The following is a 25,857-nucleotide window of genomic DNA, read 5'->3' as shown; positions in this document are numbered from 1 at the left end:
TAATGGTTTATTGTAAAGTTTTCAATAATGAAGTGATGCTCACTCTGTCTGCGATGATATTGTTCAGTTCAGAGATAGCTACACGCTCTTGCTGCATGGTATCGCGATTACGCAATGTCACGCAGTTATCTTCTAATGTCTGATGATCCACTGTTACGCAGAACGGAGTACCGATGGCATCCTGACGACGATAACGCTTGCCGATACTGTCTTTTTCGTCATATTGGCAGTGGAAATGGAACTTCAGAGCGTCGATGATCTCACGGGCCTTTTCAGGCAGACCGTCTTTCTTGATCAACGGCATAACAGCCAGTTTCACCGGAGCAAGGGCAGCAGGCAATTTCAGCACAACACGGCTTTCTCCGTTTTCCAGTTGCTCTTCACAATAAGCAGCGCTCATGATGCTCAGGAACATACGGTCTACACCGATAGAAGTTTCAATCACATACGGAGTGTACGATTCATTCAATTCCGGATCGAAGTATTTGATGCTCTTGCCGGAGAATTTCTCATGCTGAGACAAGTCGAAGTTCGTACGGGAGTGAATACCTTCCACTTCTTTGAAACCGAATGGCATCAGGAACTCGATATCTGTTGCAGCATTGGCATAGTGAGCCAATTTATCGTGGTCGTGATAGCGGTAGCTGGCATCACCGAAGCCCAGCGCTTTATGCCATTTCAGACGAATCTCCTTCCATTTCTTGAACCAATCCAGTTCCGTTCCCGGTTTTACAAAGAACTGCATCTCCATCTGTTCGAACTCACGCATACGGAAGATGAACTGACGGGCAACAATCTCATTACGGAAAGCCTTACCAATCTGGGCAATACCGAAAGGTACTTTCATACGACCGGTTTTCTGCACATTCAGATAGTTTACAAAGATACCCTGTGCCGTTTCCGGACGAAGATAAATCTTCATGGCACCGTCTGAAGTCGATCCCATTTCTGTAGAGAACATCAGGTTGAACTGACGAACTTCCGTCCAGTTCTTAGTACCGGAAATAGGACATACGATCTCTTCATCAACAATGATCTGACGAAGTTCATCCAGATTATTATCATTCAGTGCTTTTGAGAAACGAGTGTGAAGTGCATCACGCTTAGCCTGATGTTCCAACACACGTCCGTTGGTAGAACGGAATTGAGCCTCATCGAATGATTCACCAAACTTCTTGGCGGCTTTTGCTACTTCTTTATTGATTTTATCGTCATATTTAGCCAACTGATCTTCGATCAATACGTCAGCACGATAACGTTTTTTAGAATCCTTATTGTCAATCAAAGGGTCATTGAATGCGTCCACGTGTCCGGAAGCCTTCCAGATGGTAGGGTGCATAAAGATGGCAGAGTCGATACCGACAATGTTTTCGTGCAACAGCACCATGCTGTCCCACCAATATTTTTTAATGTTGTTTTTCAATTCAACGCCCATCTGACCGTAGTCATATACTGCGCCTAGTCCGTCGTAGATATCGCTTGAAGGAAATACGAAACCGTACTCTTTACAGTGCGATACAAGTTTCTTAAAAACGTCTTCTTGTGCCATTTTCTTTTCTATATCTATTAATTTGAATTACCTTTTTTCGTAAAAAGTGCCACAAAGATAGGCATTTATCTCATAAATAAGACAGGGAGGGTATTAATTTATCTTATTCTTCTGTTTGTTCCTGCTCCTGGTCTGCTTTCTTCATCTCTTTAGTCAACATACTTTCGGACATATAATATTTAAAAGGGATGCGCATACACTTTGTTTTCTTCATGCGGTCACGAAGTGCGCTGTTTGCCACAAAATAAACGCGAGATACTGATACTTGTCCCGGTGTCACTTGTTCGGGACGTTCAAAACCAGGACTGGTCAAAGCAGTCTGGAATGTACCCAGCCCATCAATCGTCACAGACTGTCCCATAGAAAGCAAATAGCGGATGGCATCCGCTACTTCCACCAATATGCCTTCAACCTGACCACGGTGGAAACCTCCCCGCAGCTCCACCACTTGAGCAAGTTCTTTGTTCTGTACTCCGCCTCTATCCTGTATTTTACTTGGTACACCATACCATAACTCTTTTCTTTCTCCGGACGTCAAGTCTGCTTTCTTTCTTACTACATAAGGGATTGCCATGTCTTATACTCCTTTCTTGTTTCGTTTATATTTTCATTCTGTACCACACCCGGGTGTCAGCACGTATGACACCCGGATGTCAGACATCACAACACCCGGGTGTCGTACAGCACGAGACCCGGGTGTCATACATATCTTCTTCGCAACAAAGTTAGACTATTATAGAAAGAAAACAAACTAATATTTATATATTTGTTTCCATAAACTTTAATATACCCGCACACACTATGATAAAAATACTACTGCTGATCGATTATTCCAGTGAATTTGACAGAAAATTGCTCCGCGGACTTGTACAATATTCCAAAGAAAACGGACCTTGGCTTTTCTATCGGCTTCCATCCTATTACAGCGGCATGTATGGAGAAAAAGGTATTCTCAAATGGGCAAAAGAATGGAAAGCTGACGCCATCATCGGACAATGGAACAATGACACCGTCAATCTACTGAAAGAACTGAATATTCCGATTGTATTGCAGAATTATCACCATAGAAGCACTACTTACTCCAATCTGACGGGCGACTACAAAGGAACGGGCAGAATGGCCGCCCAATTCTTCGCCAAGCGGATGTTCCACAACTTTGCTTATTTCGGCATAAACGGAGTTGTCTGGTCTGACGAACGTTGCGAAGGCTTCCGTCAGGAAGTTAAACGGATAGGCGGCAACTTTTATTGTTTCGAATCCGATAAGCATGAAGACGAAATCAGAATAGAAGTAAGCCAATGGCTGCAAGAGCTTCCTAAACCCATAGCGTTGTTCTGCTGCGACGACTCACACGCACTATTCATTTCGGAAACCTGCAAGATAAGTAACATACACATACCGGAAGAAATCTCCCTGTTAGGAGTCGACAATGATGACTTGATCTGCAATATTTCCGATCCTCCCATCTCCTCCATAGAACTGGAAGTAGAAAGAGGAGGATATTCCATAGGCAGGCTCATTCATCAACAAATCAAAAAGGAACATGAAGGGACCTTCAATATCGTCATCAACCCTATCCGCATAGAATTGCGGCAATCCACAGAAAAGCATAATATAAAGGACCCTTACATTCTCGAAGTTGTAAAATACATAGAGAGTCATTACAATTCCGACCTGACCATAGAGTCTTTGCTGGCACAGATTCCGCTCTCACGCAGAAATTTTGAAGTGAAATTCAAAAATGCGATGCATACTTCCATCTATCAGTATATCTTAAACTGCCGGGTCAACCATCTGGCCGATTTACTTCTTACTACAGATCGTTCATTGGCAGACATTGCAACGGAAGCCGGATTCAAAGACTATAATAATATCTCCCGGATTTTCAAAAAGTTCAAAGGATGTTCCCCTTTGGAATATCGGGAGAAAAAAATCACGAACAGATAAAAAATAAATTATTCGTTTTTCGAATATAGCTTTTCGTTTTTAGTACCGGAGGCATTACTAAAGTGGCATATCTTTGTTCGGTAAATGTTAACTCTCAAAGTCAATCAACAACTTATGGAGCAAAAGAAAATCGTGCTATTCATCCTGATCACTCATCTGGCAGCATTTCTAGCAGGATGCAGCGGAAACAAAAATAGCGGAAATAATGACTCCTCTGATCTATGGAATAAGTTATCGAGCTACTTCCGCCCGCCCGCAGAATACGAAAATGTATATGGGAATTTTCGCTCTCCTTTATTATATTATAATGGGGATACAGTCAGAACCGTTGAAGACTGGCAAAGACGACGAACTGAAATCAAGGACAGATGGATGAGCCTGTTAGGACAATGGCCGCCTGTCATTACCGGACAAACATTTGAAATTCTGGATACTCTCCACCGTGAAAACTTCATGCAATACCGTGTCCGCTTCTACTGGACTCCCAACGAACAGACTGAAGGTTATTTGCTGGTTCCGGACAAAGAAGGCAAAAAGCCTGCCGTTATCACTACATTTTATGAACCCGAAACGGCTATCGGATTGGGTGGAAAACCTTATAGAGACTTTGCATATCAATTGACGAAAAGAGGATTTGTCACATTATCAATAGGAACAACGAAGACCACAGAGAATCAGACATATTCCATTTATTACCCCACCATTGAAAATGCAACTCTCCAACCACTTTCAGCATTAGCTTATGCAGCCGCAAATGCATGGGAAGTATTAGCCAAAGTACAGGACGTCGATTCTACAAGAATAGGCATCACAGGGCATTCTTATGGTGGGAAGTGGGCAATGTTTGCCTCATGCCTATACGAAAAGTTCGCTTGTGCGGCATGGGGAGACCCCGGAATTGTATTCGACGAAACAAAAGAGGGATATATCAATTACTGGGAACCCTGGTATTTGGGATATTATCCGCCACCATGGGAAAATACATGGAGCAAAAATGGGCATGATTATGCTAAAGGCATTTATCCGAAGCTCCGCAAAGAAGGATATGATTTGCATGAATTGCATACGCTGATGGCACCTCGCCCATTTCTTGTTTCCGGAGGATACTCTGACGGAACAGACCGGTGGATAGCGCTAAACCATACAATAGCGGTCAACCGGCTCTTAGGATACCGTAATAATGTCGCGATGAGCAACAGAGTCAATCATGACCCAACCCCTGAATCAAACGAAATTATATATGATTTTTTTAAATGGTACTTGCATTCAGCAAATAAATCTACCAAAGAGTAGAAAGATGCGTTTTTTGAATACACTTTTTCGTTTTTTTGCGCAAAAAATCAACTCTGGATGCCTAACTTTGTTCTATCAATTCATCCAAGTAACCTAAATTACTTGACTAAAATGATTAGCCTATGAAAAATATACACTAGAAAACATAAAATGCCCCATCTGCGAATGGGGCAATATTAATGCCATATTAATAAAACTAATCATAAATTATCGCCCAATTAATAAATAACACAATAATAAATTCATAATTAATAAATTAAAAGTGCTAGCTCAAAGGAATTAATAAAGCTAGCAGATGATTCCGAGTTAGTAATAAATATTAAACTATTAAAAATTCAATAGGTTAAATATATACTAAAAAGAGTAGAAACTAAAAAAAGTAAACTATGGAAGCGAATAATCGCAGAGATTTCTTAAAGAAAGCCGCATTAGCGGGAGCCTCCGCCCTAATGGCTCCCACACTACTGGCCGCTGAAGGCAAAGATGGAAGTGAATTCGTTCTCTCTCCGAGCAAAAGGACGGACAGCAAATTAATTGTACCGAAGAATAATGGTCTGAAAATCACAGGCACTTTTCTAGATGAAATATCTCACGATATTCCACACCAGAACTGGGGAGAAAAAGAATGGGATCTCGACTTTCAGCACATGAAAAGGATTGGTATCGATACCGTTATTATGATCCGTTCCGGATATCGCAAGTTCATCACTTATCCGTCCAAATATCTATTAGGAAAAGGATGCTATATGCCTTCCGTGGATTTAGTAGATATGTACTTACGACTGGCTGAAAAATATAACATGAAGTTTTATTTTGGGCTGTATGACACCGGTCATTATTGGGATACACGTGATATGTCGTGGGAAGTGGAATATAATAAATATGTGATTGACGAAGTATGGAATACTTACGGTGAAAAGTATAAGAGTTTCGGAGGCTGGTATATTAGCACGGAAATCAGCCGCAATACCAAAGGAGCTATCGGTGCATTTCATACCATGGGTAAACAATGCAAAGATGTATCGAATGGCCTCCCTACTTTTATATCCCCTTGGATTGATGGTAAAAAGGCAGTCATGGGAACCGGAAAAATGACAAGGGAGGATGCTGTATCCGTAGAACAACATGAGAGAGAATGGAATGAAATTTTTGATGGTATACACGATGTAGTAGACGCTTGTGCTTTTCAAGACGGACACATTGACTACGACGAACTGGATGCTTTTTTCACTGTAAACAAGAAACTGGCAGACAAATACGGAATGCAATGTTGGACAAACGCGGAAACATTCGACCGCGATATGCCCATCCGGTTCCTGCCGATCAAATTCGACAAACTCCGCATGAAACTGGAAGCGGCAAAACGTGCCGGATATGATAAAGCAATCACTTTTGAGTTTTCTCACTTTTTAAGTCCGCAATCAGCTTATCTGCAGGCAGGACATTTATATGACAGATACAGAGAATACTTTGAAATCAAATAAACTATATGAAAACAACAATTAATCTGGGTTATATCATATTCCTTTCAGTCGTTGCTGCTTTAGGAGGCTTTCTGTTCGGTTATGACACAGCTGTCATATCCGGCACAATAGCTCAGGTGACACATCTGTTTCAGTTGGACACCTTGCAACAAGGATGGTATGTAGGATGCGCATTGATCGGATCGATTGTCGGTGTTCTCTTTTCCGGAATATTGAGCGACAGCATCGGACGTAAAAGAACAATGATACTTTCTGCCATTCTGTTTTCTACATCAGCAATCGGCTGTGCTTTTTGCATTGACTTTAACCAGTTAGTTGTTTATAGAATCATAGGTGGCATCGGAATTGGTGTTGTTTCTATTGTATCTCCTCTTTACATTTCCGAAGTTTCCGTCGCACAATTCAGAGGCAGGATGGTCTCCCTGTATCAACTGGCCGTAACTGTCGGTTTTCTAGGAGCTTATCTTGTCAACTACCAGTTATTGGCATATTCAGAGAGTGGAAACCACTTACCTATCGCCTGGTTAGAAAAAATAGTAGTTACAGAAGTGTGGAGAGGTATGTTAGGCATGGAGACATTACCAGCCATAATATTCTTTATTATTATCTTTTTCATACCCGAAAGCCCCAGATGGCTGATAGTAAAAGGACAAGAAAGGAAAGCCACTTATATTCTGGAAAAGATCTACAATTCATTTAAAGAGGCTGATTTCCAGCTAAACGAGACAAAATCCGTCCTTGTTTCCGAGACCCGTTCAGAATGGTCTATCCTTCTGAAACCAGGTATTCTGAAAGCAGTCATTATCGGTGTATGTATTGCTATTCTGGGACAGTTCATGGGGGTTAATGCAGTTCTTTACTACGGGCCTTCCATTTTTGAGAATGCCGGTCTTTCAGGAGGGGATTCTCTGTTCTATCAGGTTCTTGTAGGACTTGTGAATACACTGACCACTATCCTGGCACTTCTCATCATTGACAAAGTAGGACGCAAGAAACTGATATATTATGGGGTATCCGGAATGGTCGTTTCATTGATACTCATTGGCAGTTATTTCCTCTTCGGAAATGCCTGGAATATTTCCAGCCTGTTTCTGTTAGCCTTCTTTCTGTGTTATGTTTTTTGTTGCGCCATTTCCATTTGCGCTGTGATATTCGTACTTCTCTCTGAGATGTACCCTACCAAAATACGCGGATTAGCAATGTCCATTGCCGGATTCGCTCTTTGGATCGGTACCTATCTGATCGGACAGCTAACCCCCTGGATGCTCCAGAATCTTACTCCAGCCGGAACATTCTTCCTGTTCGCCATCATGTGTGTACCGTATATGCTCATTGTCTGGAAACTCGTACCGGAAACTACCGGAAAGTCTCTGGAGGAGATTGAAAGATACTGGACCCGTTCGGAACGGTAAAATAGACCTTATTAAATAAAAAACTAACAATTATGGATTTAAAAAAATTAGCAAACCAATACAAAGACGAACTACTGAATAATGTTCTTCCATTCTGGTTAGAGCATTCTCAGGATCACGAATTCGGTGGCTATTTCACTTGTCTGGATCGTGAAGGCAACGTATTCGATACAGATAAATTTATTTGGCTGCAAGGACGCGAAGTTTGGTTATTCTCAATGCTTTACAATAAAGTTGAGAAAAAACAGGAATGGCTGGATTGCGCTATTCAAGGCAGTGAATTTCTAAAGAAATACGGACATGATGGAAACTATCATTGGTATTTTTCTTTGGATCGGGCAGGTAATCCTCTGGTAGAACCATACAACATCTTTTCCTATACATTTGCTACAATGGCTTTCGGGCAACTCAGTCTGGCTACAGGCAATCAGGAATATGCTGACATTGCAAAGAAAACGTTCGATATTATTCTCTCAAAGGCAGATAATCCGAAAGGTAAATGGAACAAAATCCATCCGGGCACACGTAATCTGAAAAATTTCGCCCTCCCGATGATCCTTTGTAATCTGGCACTTGAAATAGAACACTTGTTGGACAAAGAGTATCTGGAAAAAACAATAGAGACTTGTATCCATGAAGTGATGGAAGTATTCTATCGCCCGGAGCTAGGAGGAATTATTGTTGAAAACATAGGAGTGGACGGCAATCTCGTAGACTGTTTTGAAGGACGGCAAGTGACTCCCGGACACGACATCGAAGCGATGTGGTTTATCATGGATTTAGGAAAACGCCTGAATCGCCCTGATCTAATCGAAAAGGCAAAAAATGTAACCTTGACGATGATTAACTACGGATGGGACAAAGAATATGGTGGCATCTACTATTTTATGGACCGCAAAGGTTGCCCTCCCCAACAACTGGAATGGGACCAAAAACTTTGGTGGGTACACATTGAAACACTTATTTCCCTACTAAAAGGTTACCAATTGACAGGTGACAAACAATGTATGGAGTGGTTCGAGAAAATACATGAGTATGTATGGACGCACTTCAAAGATGCTCAATATCCTGAATGGTTCGGTTACTTAAACCGCCAGGGAGAAGTACTTCTGCCACTTAAAGGAGGCAAATGGAAAGGCTGTTTCCATGTCCCCAGGGGCTTATATCAATGCTGGAAAGTACTAGAAGAATTACAATAAATCTAATACCCAAAAACTTTTTTATTAACCAATTAAATTTTATCTTATGATGGAACAATGCTTTAAGCAAAAAAGTAGTTTCCGAACAATCAGAATCATACTATTCTCATTGTCGATGCTTTTTGCGTATGCCACAAATGGCTATGCCCAGAACATGGTTAGGGGAGTCGTCACAGACGTGACCGGTGATCCGTTGCCAGGAGTCAGCGTCGTTGTCAAAGGTACGACCACAGGTACCACTACCGATATTGACGGTAGATACTCTATCAATGCATCCAACACTGCCACTCTTGAATTCTCATACATCGGTATGAACAAACAAGAGATAAAAGTGAACGGACGCAGTACGATCAACATCATCTTAAAAGAAGATGTCGCTAATTTGGACGAAGTTGTAGTAGTAGGTTATGGAACACAAAAGAAAGCTCACTTAACCGGATCTGTAGCCACGGTATCTCAAAAAGATATGTTGAAAACAACTGCCAGTAATATGTCACAAACATTAGTCGGTAAGTTGCCCGGCCTTATTACCCAACAATCACTCGGACAACCAGGATCGGATGATGTTTCCATATTAATCCGTGGTTATTCTTCATTCAGCGGTTCAGGTACGGTACTTGTTTTAGTTGATGGAGTAGAACGAGCTATGGGACAAGTAGACCCGAATGACGTGGAGTCTGTTACCATCCTAAAAGACGCTGCATCTTGTGCCGTTTATGGTATGAAGGCAGCCAACGGAGTTGTGCTGGTAACAACCAAACATGGGCAAGAAGGTAAAACAGATATCACCTACAGAGGCAGTATGACTCTATCGCACGCTACCACTCTGCCTAAAATGATGAACGGAACCCAATATATGCAATGGTATAATCTGGCTCGCAAACTAGACAATAATGGCGTAGATAATCCATATTTTACCGACGAAGAAATTGCGGCAACTTATAACGGAGACCCTACCGATGGATTTGAAAATACAGACTGGACCTCCGACTTATATAAGACTACCCTTATGCACCAACACAATCTGTCTATAAACGGAGGCAGCAATAAGGTCAGATATTTCATCAGCGGCGGCTATTTACATCAAGATGGTATTATTAAAGGCAACAAAAACGAACGCAGCAATTTCCGTTCAAATATTGATGTACAAGCGACCAAAGACATTAAAGTGTCACTAAATACCGCAGCATTAATCAAAGATTATTATCAGCCGGGAGGATACTCTTATGGCAATCAACAAGCCTATAGTATTTTCCATCAGTTGCTTTACTCTATACCTTTTGTTCCGAAAGAGTATGAAGGTTATCCTACTTCGGCATACCGAGGCGCAACCAGCGCAGCCAATCCGATCTATGGATCTGCAAATTCAGGATTCCAGGAATCTCGCAGAGTCAGAATAGAAAGTTCCGCAAATGTCGAATATACAGCCCCATTCCTGAAAGGTTTGAAAGCAAATATGTTCATCAGTTGGGACTGGCAAGACCTGGCAAGTAAAACATTTGCTTATGCATATTCTGTCAATGCCTATGATTCTTCCACCAAAAGCTACAGCTATGTACAAAGTGCAAATCTGCTGGCAGATGGTAACCTATATCAGGGTGACCAAAAATCACAACAAGTAATATTACGTCCGACTATTTCATATAACAACAAATTCGGACTTCATGATGTAGGAGCCCTTTTCCTCTACGAACAAACTCAGGTAAAAAGCTCTGCACTGAATGCTAGTCGTACGGATTACGACTTATTCGATTTACCCGAAATATCTTTGGGAGATGCCCAAACTGCAACTAATAGCGGTTCTTCTGGGAAAAGTGCTTACGCCGCTTATGTAGGTCGTCTAAATTATGCCTACGCCAATAAATACCTGGCCGAAGCATCTTTCCGTTACGACGGTTCTTATAAGTTTGCCAAAGGACACCGTTGGGGATTCTTCCCTTCAGTTTCTTTAGGATGGGTGATGTCGGAAGAAGACTTTTTCAAAGACGCACTTCCTAAAATAGACTATTTTAAACTCAGAGGTTCGTTTGGTATTCTAGGTAGCGACAACGTTAGTGCTTTCTTGTACAGAAAATCCTACTCTTATACTAATAATGGAGTAGTATTTGGCAGTACACCTAACACTCAAGGAACACTTAGCAACACAGTAGCTTATCCAAATGAACGACTGACTTGGGAAAAAACAAAATCATATAACTTAGGTTTCGATCTTAGTGCCTGGAACGGTTTGTTGGGAGTTGAGTTTGATGTATTCTACAAATATACATACGACATTCTTCAAAGTGTTAGTAATATCTATCCTCCTTCTTTAGGTGGACACTACCCAAGTTCTGAAAATACAGGAACATTTGATAACCGCGGATTTGAAATTGCACTGAAACATCGCAATCGTATAGGAGAATTCAGTTATAGTTTGAATGGCAACTTATCTTACGCTCATAACCGTATCTTAAGCAGAACACAGGCGGATAACACATTACCCTGGCAAAGTGTTCTCGGATCATCAGTCGGTGAATTATGGGGATTAAAAGCATTAGGGTTGTATCAGAGTGAAGAAGAGATTGCCAATTCACCTCAAGTATCATGGAATACACCACGAGTAGGAGACATTAAATATGCCGATATTAACGGCGATGGAAAGATCGATTCCAACGACCGAATCAAAATATCACGTGGCATCCGCCCGGAAATGATGTTTGCACTAATGGCTGACGCTAATTACAAAGGCTTCGATTTATCTGTTCAGTTTCAAGGAGCGGCACTTTGTGATAAAATGCTTCAATACTCATGGCAAGACTTAAATGGCGCAACAGATATGACCCCTATGACAAGACCCTGGTATGCAAATTGGGACAACGCTCCTCTTTATCTGGTAGAAAACAGTTGGCGACCCGATCATACAAATGCGGAATATCCTCGTCTGACTGTCAGCAGTGTATCTCATTCAAACAATGCCCAACAATCGGATTTCTGGAAAAGAAATGGTGCGTATTTACGTTTGAAGAACGTGACTTTAGGATATACGCTTCCTAAAGCCTGGACCAACAAGATGGGATTGTCAAACATCAGAGTTTATGCTAACGGGACTAACCTACTGACATTTACCGATTTCAAGTATATCGACCCGGAAAGTACAAATGTAGCAACAGGATATTATCCACAACAACGTACATTCAGTTTTGGTATAGATGTTAGATTTTAAAACAAATAGTTAATATGAAAAATATAAAAAAATACATTATAGGCATAGCAGCTAGCATTTGCTTGACACAATGTGATGTACTGGACGTAGATCCTACTGGCTGGTACAGCGAGAATGTAGCATATTCCTCACTGGAAAATGTAGACCTTTACGTCAAAGGGCTATATAGCGTGCTATATGATAATGCTACTATCAATATAGATTCTTACTGCTTAATGGACGATGGAGCTACAGATCTGTTAAAATACTCTTGGTATGGAGTGAACGGAGGTGCCATGAATAAATTCTTTTATCAGACGAATTATGTCACCGAAACGAGCAACTTCCGCTCCAACTGGAGTGGTATGTATACCCGTATCCGTCAACTCAACGAATATTTCTATGACCGAAGCAAAGGTTATGGAGATAACTTAGATCAGGATGAAATGAAAAAGCGTACAGCAGAGGTTCGTTTCTTACGTGCATTTGCTTACCAGGAACTGGTGCTCCGTCATGGCGGAGTTATCCTGCGTACTGATGAAGATTATGTAGACGGACCTGACGAAAGAGCTAAAGCACGTTCATCTGAATCAGATTGCTGGGATTTCATTATCAACGAATACACCCAGGCAGTACAAGACCTTCCGGAAAACTGGACAGGTACCAATGTGGGGCGTATTACCAAAGGAGCCGCTTACGGAATGAAAGCACGTGCGGCCCTTTATGCTAAACGCTGGGGGGATGCGATAGATGCCTGCAATGAAGTATTAAAATTGAATTACAGTTTATTGCAAGGAACGACTGCCAATGATTACTACAAAATATTCACCTCAGTCAATAATAGTGAGCTAATCCTTCCGGTTTACTTCCAACAGGGAAAGAACGCCAAGCAACATTCTTTTGACATCTACGTGTGTCCACCATACGACTGGAAAGCAGCCGGTGTTACAGAAGGAAGTGTAGGTGCGGCAGTCACTCCATCTGATGAATACGCTTCCTCTTTCGATATCAAAGTAAACGGTAGCTACCAATCTTTTGACTGGAGTAATCTCAGTTCCTACAACAATGCTCCATTTACCAATCGCGAACCACGTTTTTACGCCTCCATTCTTTATAATGGAGCAACATGGAAAGGACGTACTCTCCAGTTGTATGTAGATGGAAATGACGGATATATGGATTTTGCTACAACCGGACAAGATAATGTGCACAAATCAACAACAGGTTATCTGATTCGTAAGTTCGCTTCTGATGATACCAATATCAACTTTAGCAGCATTTTGAGTGGACAATACTGGATAGAAATGCGTTTAGCTGAAATTTACTTGATTCGTTCGGAAGCATATGCACGACAAAACGAGTTTGGAAAAGCCTATGCTGATCTGAAAACGATCCGTGACCGCGTCGGACTGCCGGAACTCGCCCAACAAAATAATTGGAGTGATTATCTGGAAGATCTGTCTAAAGAACGTATTTGTGAACTTGGAATGGAAGGACACCGATATTTCGACCTGATCCGTTGGGGAATCGCCGTAAGAACACTTGATCATAAACGTCTGCACGGCGTTAAGATAACACAGGCCGGTGGCAGTTTCAGTTACGCACGAGTAGAATGCGATACACAAGACCGTTTATTCCCTGAAAAATATACAATTTTCCCTATTCCATACACAGAACTTCAAGACAACACACTCTGTGAACAAAATGAACTGTGGAAATAATAATTATTTAATAAGAGAAAAATTATGAAAATAAAATATCTATTCACCGGGGTACTAATATCAATGCTAGCCTTCATGAGCTGCGAGGACCCGGACGATCTGGCAAGGACAGGCAGCGAAAATGTTACAGGACTAACCATAACCGGATGCTTAGCTTCTGATGAAAGTACCACATATAGTGCTATCGTAGACGAGGCAAGTAATACAATTACCATACAAGTTCCTTATTATATTTCAGATACGGAAAAAATACAAGGTGACCTGACACAAATGAAAGTTTCAGCCAGCCTGCCTGTAGGAGCAAAATTCTCCCCCAGCATTTCCGGCATTCGTGATCTGGTCAGTGGTTTCCAATCAACATTAGTCAAAGAAGATGGAAGCAAAATTACTTATACATTTAAGGCTGCTTATGTGAAATCAAAATTAGCCAGTATTAGTAAAGTAGAACTGACAGACTATTCACGTGCAACAATACGTATCGTCGAACCTGAGAGTACGGGTGGTACAGGAAAAATCATCATCTATAAAACCTCTTCAGCTATTGATGCAGCCTTGAAGTCTGCGGCATTAACAGTCTCTCCATGGGCTACTATCGAATCATCATCATTGGATCCGGCAACCGGCATTATAGATTTAAGTAACCAACCGACTATAACCGTTATTGCACAAAATGAAACAGACAAAACAGTCTATCAGACTAGTCTGGAACTCCCGGATCTATTACCTCAGGGAGTGGGCTATACAGCTTCATTATTTGGTTTCCAAATCTATACAGATGACACACATGGATTTGAGGTTGGAGCGAACCGTACAATGGCTGTTATTGACGACTATCTAATTATCAGTAATAGCACTGATTACAATAAAATGATTGTAATGGATCGTTATAACGGCAAAGTACTTGATGTAAAAGTCAACACTACAGGTATTGATGCAGGCCGCTCCATCCATGCTATTACCAGTGATGATGCTGGACATTTAGTAGCTATGGCATACACTAGTACTTTAGACGCCAATGTTACCGACCCAAACGTACGTGCCTGGGTTTGGCCTAACGGCATCGAGAATGCACCTAAGAGCATCGTTTATGCAAATATTAATGGGAGTACATTCGCCAATGCTCCTGTAGGCATTAATGGAGTCAAAAAACTAGAGCTTGGACGCACAATCTGCGTCAAAGGTGATCTGACTTCAGGGGATGCAATTATTGCCACATCAACCAAAAATGTACCACGTGCGGTTTTCCTTATGTTCAAAGATGGTGCAATGCAAGGCAACGCTTATGTAGAATGGGGCGGAGGAGCATCAGTCTCCATGTGGAACGCAACTAAAGTCATTCCATTGACAAATACTTCTCCACTAGGATATATTTGGGCCAGTGCCAACTTCCGGCAAGCAATTAATTACACTCCTATAGGCACAGGCGCACGCGCCATAGATTTCTCACTTCCAACATCACATTGGTGGTCCGGTAGCGCTACATATGATAAGAATGTCCGGGGAATAGGATATGTTGAATTTAACGGTACATGTTTGTTAGGCGTTCAAAATGGTCTGTCAAGCAATGGGGTTTGGTCCCACCGCCTATATGTATCCAACATCACGAATAATCCCGGAACTTCAGCAATGGCTAATGGCTTTATCTTCGATTCACGTGAAGGAAGTACAACAGGAACAGGCAGTATCCCCGGAACGGGGTATGCGGTAACTGGTATGACATCTTCAGCCTCGTTCGTTTCTGGCAAACAGGTACTTGGTACCAACGTTGATGAAACAGGAGATGTTGTATTCGGTCGAAGTGCTGATGGCAATGCCGTTCAGGTCTATATGTTGACTACGGATCAGGGACTATTTGCTTATGAAATTACCAGATTCAATTTATAAATGAAAATTTAAATATCATTTAAGATCATCTATAAACTACTCAGTAACAGTTGGCAATTACATATGAATAATTGCACAACTGTTGCTAAGTAGTTATTAAAGTCACTAGATTATAATTAAAAAAATCCGATGGTACAATTTTTCCAAGAAATACAAGAGCAACCGCAAGCACTTCTGCAGACGGCAAACTTCTACAAAAGCGTAGAAGGAAAATCCGTTTTGTCACAAATTTCAGAATTATGGTGTTCCGGCAAATATAGAAATATTCTGTTAACCGGTATGGGCAGTTCTTACTTCATCGCTAACGCAACTGCTTCTCTACTTAATTCATATAAAATCCCGGCATATGCTCTGAACGCAGGAGAATTATTGCATTATCAAATTTCATTAATTAGTCCAGAATCGTTGATTATATGTATTTCGCAATCAGGAGAAAGCTATGAAGTAATCAAACTAATAGAAAAGTTATCTTCAAACATCACAGTTCTTTCTATTTGTAATGAAAAAGATAGCAGTTTAGTCAAATTCTCTCGCTATAGCCTATTGTGCAAAGCTGGAAAGGAAGAAAAAACGTCAACAAAAACATTCATAACCTGTTATCAAGTAGCATATTTACTGGCAATGAAGTTATGCAATCAAGAAATCGACAGCACCCAATGGCATAAACTCAGTAAAATTATTGAGAACATGGTCAATGGAAATACTCCATGGATGTCGAAAGCTATTGAACTGATAGACGGCTCCACTTTTGTGCAATTAATAGGACGGGGACCAGTTTTTGCAGCTGCCAGCCAGAGTGCATTGATGTTCATGGAAGCAGCGCATACGCCTGCATCAGCTTTATTAGGTGGTGAATTCAGGCATGGCCCGTTAGAAATGGTAAAGAAAGGATTCATAGCCATTCTATTTGCACACTCGCAATCAGAAACCTACGAACAATCACTATCTTTAGTAAAAGATATCCTTAAATATGAAGGAAAAGTTATCTTTATCACCGATTCAAACTTAGTGTTTGAAAATGATAATTTATGTGCCATTACTATCCCAAGCACTAATGCTGAGTTATTTACAATCCCCTGTATAGTTCCTGTACAACTTCTTATAAATACATGGGCAACCAAATGCGGAATAATACCAGGAGAATTTACACATGGTGCCAAAATAACATCAATCGAATAAACTATGAGAATTGTGTATCCAAAGAAAATTGCAATTGGAGTCGATATTGGCGGGACTAAAATAAAAGCCGGACTTGTCGATATTAACGGACAGATAATCGGTATCCCCGAATCTATCCGGACTTTAGCGCACGAACCCGGTGAAATGATTATTGAGCAATTGACTCTATTAATCCGAAGAATGATACAACAAGCCGATGGAGCAGAATTAATCGGCATCGGCATCGGTTCTACCGGTCCATTAGATATCAACAAAGGCATCATTCTCGAATGCAATAACCTTCCAACGTTACACAATTACCCTTTACACAAAAAAATAGAATCAACTTTCGGACTTCCGGTCAAACTGGATAATGATGCAAATGCAATGATGTTAGGAGAAGCCCTATGGGGAGCCGGAAGAAACCTAAATTCAATACTAGGAATCACTCTTGGCACAGGCTTAGGAGCAGCTATAGTGGTAAACAGAAAAATTATTCGTGGAGCTACCGGTTGTGCCGGAGAAATCTGGCTGTCTCCATACAAAGAAGGAATGATAGAAGATTATGTATCGGGAACTGGAATATCAAATTTATATCAGAGAATTACAAAAAGAAAGATTTCAGGAGAAGAAATCAGTAAATTAGCCCGGGAAGGAGACATCAACGCATTAAAAGCATGGAAAGAGTTTACCCAGGCATTAGCTTATGCCCTTTCCTGGACTGTTAATATCGTTGATCCGGAAGTCGTAATTATCGGAGGCTCAGTTATGCATTCATCAGATATATTTTGGGATTCAATGGTATCTTTATTTAAAAAGTACATTTGTCCGCAAACTGCTGCAAGCATCCAGTTAAAGCCAGCAGGTTTAAAAGATAATGCCGGATTTATGGGTGCAGCAGCTTTAATGTTTGTAGAATAAATTGTTATGAAAAAATTACTTATACTCTATCCGTTTCTATTGTTTTGCTTGATAAGCAAAGCAGATAACCAGTTGAAATTAACCAATTGGGAAATAAAAAGTACAACCGAAATAAGCGAAAATGCGGAAAAAGTATCTATGCCTTCATTCCAAGCTACCGACTGGTATGAAGCCACAGTACCGACTACTGTTTTGAATGCATTAGTGAAACAGAACGTTTATCCTGATCCCAGAATCGGCATGAACAACTTTCTAATTCCTGATGTCTCTGATGAGTTTAATAAAAAAATGGACTTAGCTAAATACAGTTACCTGGGCAATGGAAAAAATCCTTGGCAGGAACCTTATTGGTATCGCACGACCTTCACTTTGCCTAAGCAATATAAAAACAAAAAAATATGGCTGAACCTCAATGGAATTAACTATCGTGCAGACGTATGGATTAATGGACATCAAATAGGGAAAAAAGAAGATGTAGTAGGCATGTTCCGCCGCTTCAAATTCGATATAACCGATTATATCCAGCCCACACAGAACTGTATTGCTATAAAAATATATCAAGTGGACCATCCCGGAACTCCTAACCCCGGAACACAATTTATAGCCTTTGGGCCTAACCGTGGTACGGCTTCCGATTTGTTCAAAGATGAAACATTAAAATTCACAGGTGGTTGGGATTGCGCCCCTGTAGTGCGTGACCGGAATATGGGTATTTATCAGTCCGTCACCCTGGAAGCAACCAGCCAGGTCACTATTGAAGACCCATATATTATCACTACTCTACCCCAAAAAGATACAACAGTTGCTGACATTACAATCAAAGCGACTGTACACAATCATTCGGATAAGATGATAAGCGGTAAAGTTAAAGCAACAATTCGCCTTATCAACGAATTAGTTTATCCGAGTTACACACGTAAACTGGCTGGAAGCATGAAACCGATAAGCGTAACTCTGCCTGTCACAATGCTCCCCAATGAAAGTAAAGAAATAATATTATCTCCCCAGAAGTTTTCCGTCTTATCTATACAGAACCCATACTTATGGTACCCAAACGGATATGGAGAGCAATATATGCACAGTCTCGATTTATCATTCGACATGAATAATGGGAAATCGTCCGATCGGGAGAAGGTAAACTTCGGAATTCGCGAAGTAACTTCGGAATTAATGAAAAACGGGGAAGAATATGGTCGTGTATTCTTTATCAATGGCAAACGCATCTTCTGTAAAGGGGGATGGATACAACCGGATGTACTTCTCGACGACTCACCCAAACGAATTTATGACCAGGCACGATTAATGGCAAATGCCAACATTACTTTGATCGGCAGTGAAGATATGCCTTCCCCTTCCGAAGATTGGCTAGATAGCTGGGATAAATACGGACTGATGAACTGGCATGTATTTTATCAATGCTACCGAATGTTCCCGGGACGTGACAACCAGCATAATCCTCTCAACAATGACTTAGCTATCGCTTGCGTGAAAGACATGGTCAAAAGATACCGTAATCATCCCTGTATCATTGCATGGTTCGGAGTTAATGAAGTGTTGGTAGATGAAGAATTGTATCATCCGACCAAAGAAGCCGTATTAAGCCTCGACACGACACGCCCCTACATACCGACTACCAGTATCAGTTGGGACGTAGACAAACTAACTCCTTATTTAAAACCGGACTTACCAACCGGTACTACCGATGATGGCGCTCCCGACTATAACTGGGCACCCTCCGATTACTACTTCGACAAAGTAGAAGAGGTTTATCTGCAAATGTTCAGAAACGAATTAGGCATGCCTTCCGTACCTGTATACGAAAGTTTGAAAAAGTTTATACCTACCATTGATAAGCCACTCGACCGGAGAAATCCGATTTATCCATTAGACAGTATATGGGCGGAACACGGAGCATGGGACACCAATAACTTCTGCTATCGTGCATACGACAATGCAATCCGAACCTTCTATAGCGACCCAGTCAGTAGCGAGGATTATGCATATAAAGGCCAGCTAGTAAGTTCAGAAGGGTATCGTGCCATGTTTGAGGCAGCCAACCACCGGATGTGGGATATCACAACAGGGATAATGATCTGGAAACTAAACTCTTGTTGGCCCGATGTCTGCTGGCAAATTTATGATTGGTATCTGTCACCCAATGCTTCTTACTATTTCTCTAAGAAAGCAATGGAACCCATTCATATTCAAATGAATGCAAATACGAACCGGATTTCTGTGATAAACGCTACTCATCAAGAATTTAAATCTGTTATAGCCAAAGCCAGAATCATAGACTATTCGATGAAAGAATGCTGGGCATACACAGATACCATATCCGTGGGCGCCGACCAATATAAAGAATTAGAAACCGTACCTCAACGAGGTGACCTTTCTGCCATATATTATATAAAGCTGGAATTAGAAGACTTAAACAGAAATCTTATTTCTGAAAACTTATATTGGCGTTACTCGCAACATCAAAATTTCTATTGGCTGGTAAATATGCCTAAAGTTACATTAAAGCAAGATTTAAAACTTCAAAAACAAGAAAAAGAGTATCAGATCACGCTTACTTTAACGAATGACTCTGATAAATTATCCTTTTTCAACCACTTAATGATACAAAGAGAAAAAACAAAAGAAGTCGTAAATCCGGTATTCTGGAGTGATAACTTCATTTCATTGTTCCCTAATGAGACCCGTACCATCACTGCGACAGTATCCATAGAGGATTTACATGGAGAAAATCCTATAATTATTATTAAATAACTAATAAAACCAAGAAACATGAAACTATTACTTACAACCTTGGCAATAGTCTATCTAAGTTTGTTCATGAGCCTGCAAGCACAAGAACAGGTACGGGTTATCCCCTATCCTGCTGAAGTCACCATGCAAGCAGAAACGTGTAAACTCAAATCGGGTCAGAAAATCCACTATCTGGATGCCAGTTTATATAAAGAAGCAGCATTCCTTGAAAAGAAACTCGCTGATTTAAACTATAAAATGAAAGTAATCCCCGGCAAAAAAGCTGTGAAAGGAATCAACTTATCATTAAACAATAGACTGCAAAACAAAGAGGGCTATCAGCTGATTATCGCCCCCAAACAGGTCCTAATCAAAGGAGGAAGTCCAGCTGGAGTTTTCTATGGTATTCAAACGCTATTACAGCAGTTAACCAACGGAGATCTAAGATGTGGAACGATAGAAGACGCCCCGCGTTATGAATGGAGAGGATATATGCTTGATGAAGCACGTCACTTTTCCGGCGAAAAAAGGGTAAAACAAATCCTTGACCTGATGGCATATTATAAGATGAATCGCTTCCATTGGCATCTGACAGACGCACAAGGATGGAGAATCGAAATTAAACAATACCCTAAACTGGCAACTATAGGAGGAGAAGGTTGCCATAGTGATCCGGATACACCGGCACAATATTATACACAAGAGCAGATCCGTGATATCATAGCATATGCCAAAGAACGTCATATTGAAATTATACCCGAAATAGACATGCCCGGACATGCCACAGCAGCCAATAAAGCTTACCCGGAATACTCAGGCGGAGGAACGGAAGAACATCCGGAATTCACTTTTAACGTCGGCAAAGAAGAAACTTATACTTATCTGACTAATATACTAAAAGAAATAGCTGCCTTATTCCCTTCTCCATATTTACATATCGGAGGCGACGAAGTAGCTTACGGAATCAAGGCATGGGAAACAGACCCACATGTACAAGCACTATTGAAACGCGAAGGGTTACAAACTGTAAAGGAAGCAGAACGCTACTTTATGCATAGAATGACAGATGTAGTAAACTCACTAGGTAAAACTTTAGTCGGTTGGGATGAACTTCTCGACTTGAATGTAAAGCAAGATAATACTATCATTATGTGGTGGAGACATGATAAACCCGATTACCTGCGCAAATCACTGACCAAAGGATATTCGACTATCATGTGTCCGCGCAAACCGCTTTATTTTGACTTCGTACAATATAAAGACCACAAATGGGGACGAATCTGGGACGGATTCTGCCCAATAGAAGATGTATATGCTTTCCCCGACAAATGGTTTGCCGAATGGGGAGTGTCAGCCTCTGACCTCTCACATGTCAAAGGCATACAGGCCAATACATGGACGGAACTAATGCATACTAAAGATCGGGTAGATTTCATGATCTTTCCCCGCCTCTGCGCACTGGCAGAATCAGCTTGGTCCGCACCGACAGTCAAAGACTACGACAAGTTCCTGTCACGTATGGAAGATGCATTCACCTTATTTGATAAGCTGAATATTTATTACTTTGATTATCGTAATCCTCAGCACCATCCGGAACCGGCTGGTCCTGTCATCAAAAAGAAAGAAAAAATACAAATGGATTTCCGTGACTAAAAAAAGAAATGCTACATGAAGATTCTTATCTACTTTTTAATAATTGTACTGTGGAGCATCAATATGGAGGCAAAAGTCAAATTGCCTCCACTACTTAGTGACAATATGGTCTTACAGCAAAAAAGCAATGTACGAATCTGGGGAAAAGCGACTCCAAATTCTACTGTTGTAGTAACTCCTTCATGGGCAAATAAGGAAGTCAAAACCCATGCTGACGAAAAGGGGTGTTGGGAATTACAGATCACAACGCCTGCTGCCAGTTTCGAAGAATATACATTAACACTGACGGATGGAGAACAATCTGTCACTTTGCAGCACCTCCTGATCGGAGAAGTCTGGTTATGTGCCGGACAATCAAATATGGTAATGCCTTTGAACGGATTTGATTATTGTCCCATAAGCGACTCCAATAATGTCATAGCAGATGCTCCCAATCATCCGGGAATACGAATGGTAACCATAAAGCCGACAGTAAAACTATCTCCGCAGGAGTATGCAGAAGGAAGCTGGCAGCAACCAACTACGGAAAATGCTCCGAAGTTTAGTGCAGCCGCCTATCATTATGCATTAACTTTACAACGGACCTTACAGATTCCTATAGGAGTTATCACCTGTGCATGGGGAGGCTCAAGAGTAGAAGGTTGGCTACCTAAAGAAATACTACAAACCTACAAAGATGAAGACCTGACTTTAATAGGAAGTGACAAGACACCAGTCTATTTACAATCGATGTTAATGTATAATGGAATTTTATACCCCTGTCACAAATATACAATAAAAGGTTTTATCTGGTATCAAGGAGAAAGTAATGTAAGAAGTAGCAGAACATACGCCGAACGCCTAGCTACGATGGTAAAACATTGGCGATCAATATGGAAACAAGGAGACCTGCCTTTCTACTATGTTGAGACAGTCCCATTTGCCTGTGAATATAAAGAAGATGGCTACATAGGAGCATTATTGCGGGAAGCTCAACAAAAGGCGCTTTCACTCATTCCCAATAGTGGTATGATCGGAACAAACGACTTAGTAGAGACATACGAAGCTCCTCAAGTGCATCCTCACAATAAAAAAGGGATTGGAGAACGCCTCGCATATATGTCCTTGAATAAGACATACGGATATCAGGGAATAGAATCCGAATATCCATCTTATAAAAGCATGAAAATCAACGGAGAGACAATTGAAATCTCCTTTTCCCATGCAGAAAAAGGATTAAGCCCCTGGATGAATATCTCCGGATTTGAGATTGCAGGTTCAGATAAAGTCTTTTATCCGGCAGAGGCCTCTTTAAATCAGAAGGATCATACAGTAATTGTCAAATCCCCAACAGTCAAATCTCCCGTTGCCGTTCGTTACTGTTTTCGGAATTTCCTGAAAGGAAATCTGATTAATACACGCAATCTGCCGGTCAGACCATTTCGCACAGATAAGTGGTAATAAAAACATAAAATAAATGATGAAAAGAATATATTATACATATCCGGTTTTATTAGTCTGGCTTGTGTCGACATTGTTGCCACAATTTTGTATAGCTATGCCTAATGAACAGAAAGAAAACAATGATGTGGTCATAGAGAACGCGGAAATGCGTCTAATTATTAGCAATGACGGAAAAGCACGCAGCCTGATACACAAAGCTACGGGAGAGGAATGTCTGATAACAAATGCAGATGTACCTTTATGCGCTATTACCCAATACCGTCCTTACGATAATGAAAACTTCCTAATGTTTCCTGCAAAGCCACGCACCTTCCCAGCCAATAAAATTGAACGTAACGGAAATGAATTACGTATAGAATTTCAGGATACCTATGACATTGCCATCATAGAGTTAAATATCACAGATTATTATATAGGTTTCACTCTGAAGCAAATTGATTATCGTATCGAAGATTTTGGGGTAAAACGCAAAACTGAAATAGATGAAATCTCATTATTACAATTACCAGTACGTAAACGTGAGAACTTTGGTGAGTGGCTGAATGTATCATGGGATGAACAGACAGCCATATGCCTGCTAGGCACCCATCCGACCACCTATATCGATGCTTTTGCAAACAAGGAATATACTACGATGTATGCAGGACTTGATTTTCAAGTGAAACTTTTCAATTCCGGTGCAGCACTGATTACTACTTCAAAAGAAAAACTGCTAACCTGTATTGATAAAGTAGAACGTGACTATCATATGCCTTTAGGAGTAGAAAGTCGCCAACGTAAAGAATATCAGTACTCCTATTATGAGCTACGTGATGTCACGACTAAAAATATAGATGAACATATTGCATATGCTCAAAAAGGTGGTTTCAAATCCATTGTCGTCTATTATGTTGATTTCGCCAAAGCTTGCGGACATTATGAATGGAGAAAAGAATATCCGAATGGAATGAAAGATTTACAGGAAATCACTAATAAAATCAAAGCAGCAGGCATGATACCCGGCATTCATATTCATTATTCCAAAGTAGCAGTGAATGACCCATATATCAACAACGGCATACCGGACTCCCGCACCAACCATGTACGCGAATTTATTCTCTCGGAACCATTAGATGATTCAAGTACTATCATCACTATAGAAGGTAATCCGGAAGGTGTACGTATGGAGAAAGGACGACGTCTCCTGCAAATTGACAACGAGCTTGTCACTTATGAGAACTATACCACCGAACCACCATATCAATTTACGGGATGTGTACGGGGAGTATTTAACTCAAAAGCAGCCTCACATGACAAAGGACAACATTTCAGACTATTGGATGTAGATGACTGGCCCCTGTTTATCCGTGTCAACCAAAATACAGGAATCCAAAAAGAGATTGCCGAACGTTTAGGAAAAATCTACCACGAAGCAGGCTTTCGTTTTGTCTATTTTGATGGTGCGGAAGATGTACCGATGCCTTATTGGTATAATGTCTCCCGCTCTCAGATGATAGTATACAACGAAATGAAACCAACTCCATTATTTGCAGAAGGAGCATTGAAATCACATTATGGATGGCATATTTTAAGTCGTGGGAATGCTTTCGATATATTCCCTCCGGAACGTATCCGTCCGGCAATGAAGAAGTATACACTTCGATGTGCAGAGCAGATAGCCAAAGATTTTACTTCTGTCAATTTCGGATGGGTGAATTACTTGGCTCCCAACGACAAGACAATAGGCATGCAACCAGACATGTATGAATATATTTGCAGCAAAGCTGTCGCATGGAATTCTCCCATATCATTAGTTGGCAATTTAAAAGAGTTACAGAATCATCCTCGTACGGAAGATAACCTGAGAGTTATCAAAATGTGGGAAGAAGTAAAACTTCAAGGTGTCCTGACAGACAAACAGAAAGAATTACTCAAAAATCCCGAACAAGAATATCTTCTGATGAAAGATAAAAAAGGAAATTATCAGTTATACCCCTATCGTCAAATAACCAAGGATGACGAAAAGCCAATCCGGGCATTCATTTTCCAGAAAGCAGGAAGGACTTGTATCATTTATTGGCATATGAACGGTACAGGGCAACTCACTCTTGATATAGAAAAAAACAAGCTGTCTTTGATGAATGAGAGTGGTAAAAGAATACCTATCCGGTCAGCAGGAAGCAAAAGTATCCTCCCCGCAGCAGGGCGTCTCATATTGGAAACCGCTCTTCCACAAGAGGAAGTAATAAAATTATTCAGAAAAAGCATCGAAATTATTAAATAGA

At 40.8% G+C, this 25,857-nt stretch carries 16 protein-coding genes; 14 read left to right on the top strand and 2 right to left on the bottom strand.

Annotated features, from left to right (window positions below):
- Window positions 1–7: 7 nt before the first annotated feature.
- Complete coding sequence (locus tag BT_RS18220) at window positions 8–1,549, bottom strand: glycine--tRNA ligase (protein ID WP_008762559.1); 1,542 nt, start codon at window positions 1,547–1,549, stop codon at window positions 8–10.
- Between the two features lie 103 nt (window positions 1,550–1,652).
- Window positions 1,653–2,123: an HU family DNA-binding protein gene (locus tag BT_RS18215; protein ID WP_011108908.1), complete on the bottom strand. Its 471-nt coding sequence runs from the start codon at window positions 2,121–2,123 to the stop codon at window positions 1,653–1,655.
- 227 nt (window positions 2,124–2,350) lie between these two features.
- Here BT_RS18215 and BT_RS18210 point away from each other — a divergent pair, with 227 nt between their 5' ends.
- The 14 genes from BT_RS18210 (at window position 2,351) to BT_RS18145 (ending at window position 25,856) form a co-directional block, all read left to right on the top strand.
- Window positions 2,351–3,496, top strand: coding sequence for an AraC family transcriptional regulator (locus tag BT_RS18210; RefSeq protein WP_008767092.1), 1,146 nt, complete (start codon window positions 2,351–2,353; stop codon window positions 3,494–3,496).
- Between the two features lie 114 nt (window positions 3,497–3,610).
- Window positions 3,611–4,789 (top strand): prolyl oligopeptidase family serine peptidase, encoded by a 1,179-nt coding sequence (locus BT_RS18205; protein ID WP_011108907.1) that lies wholly within the window; start codon window positions 3,611–3,613, stop codon window positions 4,787–4,789.
- A 386-nt stretch (window positions 4,790–5,175) separates the two neighbouring features.
- Window positions 5,176–6,273 (top strand): DUF4434 domain-containing protein, encoded by a 1,098-nt coding sequence (locus BT_RS18200; protein ID WP_008762555.1) that lies wholly within the window; start codon window positions 5,176–5,178, stop codon window positions 6,271–6,273.
- 5 nt (window positions 6,274–6,278) lie between these two features.
- Window positions 6,279–7,685, top strand: coding sequence for a sugar porter family MFS transporter (locus BT_RS18195; RefSeq protein WP_008767094.1), 1,407 nt, complete (start codon window positions 6,279–6,281; stop codon window positions 7,683–7,685).
- 32 nt (window positions 7,686–7,717) lie between these two features.
- Window positions 7,718–8,884, top strand: a complete 1,167-nt coding sequence (locus BT_RS18190) for an AGE family epimerase/isomerase (protein ID WP_011108906.1) — start codon at window positions 7,718–7,720, stop codon at window positions 8,882–8,884.
- Between the two features lie 49 nt (window positions 8,885–8,933).
- Entirely contained in the window at window positions 8,934–12,086 is a 3,153-nt protein-coding gene (locus tag BT_RS18185; protein ID WP_008767096.1) for a SusC/RagA family TonB-linked outer membrane protein, read from the top strand.
- Between the two features lie 14 nt (window positions 12,087–12,100).
- Complete coding sequence (locus BT_RS18180) at window positions 12,101–13,786, top strand: RagB/SusD family nutrient uptake outer membrane protein (protein ID WP_008762551.1); 1,686 nt, start codon at window positions 12,101–12,103, stop codon at window positions 13,784–13,786.
- 75 nt (window positions 13,787–13,861) lie between these two features.
- Window positions 13,862–15,670 carry a DUF5018 domain-containing protein gene (locus tag BT_RS18175; RefSeq protein ID WP_229101243.1) on the top strand — a complete coding sequence of 603 codons (1,809 nt, stop codon included), beginning with the start codon at window positions 13,862–13,864 and terminating at the stop codon, window positions 15,668–15,670.
- 129 nt (window positions 15,671–15,799) lie between these two features.
- Window positions 15,800–16,849: an SIS domain-containing protein gene (locus BT_RS18170; RefSeq protein ID WP_008762549.1), complete on the top strand. Its 1,050-nt coding sequence runs from the start codon at window positions 15,800–15,802 to the stop codon at window positions 16,847–16,849.
- A 3-nt stretch (window positions 16,850–16,852) separates the two neighbouring features.
- Window positions 16,853–17,749, top strand: a complete 897-nt coding sequence (locus BT_RS18165; RefSeq protein ID WP_008767097.1) for an ROK family protein — start codon at window positions 16,853–16,855, stop codon at window positions 17,747–17,749.
- Between the two features lie 6 nt (window positions 17,750–17,755).
- On the top strand, window positions 17,756–20,518 hold the full coding sequence (locus BT_RS18160; protein ID WP_011108903.1) for a glycoside hydrolase family 2 protein: 2,763 nt from the start codon (window positions 17,756–17,758) through the stop codon (window positions 20,516–20,518).
- Between the two features lie 18 nt (window positions 20,519–20,536).
- A complete protein-coding gene (locus tag BT_RS18155; RefSeq protein WP_011108902.1) occupies window positions 20,537–22,150 on the top strand; it encodes a beta-N-acetylhexosaminidase in 1,614 nt (537 codons plus the stop codon).
- A 15-nt stretch (window positions 22,151–22,165) separates the two neighbouring features.
- Complete coding sequence (locus BT_RS18150; protein WP_008767100.1) at window positions 22,166–23,590, top strand: sialate O-acetylesterase; 1,425 nt, start codon at window positions 22,166–22,168, stop codon at window positions 23,588–23,590.
- Window positions 23,591–23,606: 16 nt separating this feature from the next.
- Window positions 23,607–25,856, top strand: a complete 2,250-nt coding sequence (locus BT_RS18145) for a hypothetical protein (protein WP_011108901.1) — start codon at window positions 23,607–23,609, stop codon at window positions 25,854–25,856.
- Window position 25,857 lies beyond the last annotated feature (1 nt).

Origin of the sequence: Bacteroides thetaiotaomicron VPI-5482, assembly GCF_000011065.1 — a bacterium.
GTDB classification, from domain to species: domain Bacteria; phylum Bacteroidota; class Bacteroidia; order Bacteroidales; family Bacteroidaceae; genus Bacteroides; species Bacteroides thetaiotaomicron.
Note: the sequence above shows the minus strand (reverse complement) of the source record. Positions and strands in the feature narration are given on the sequence as shown.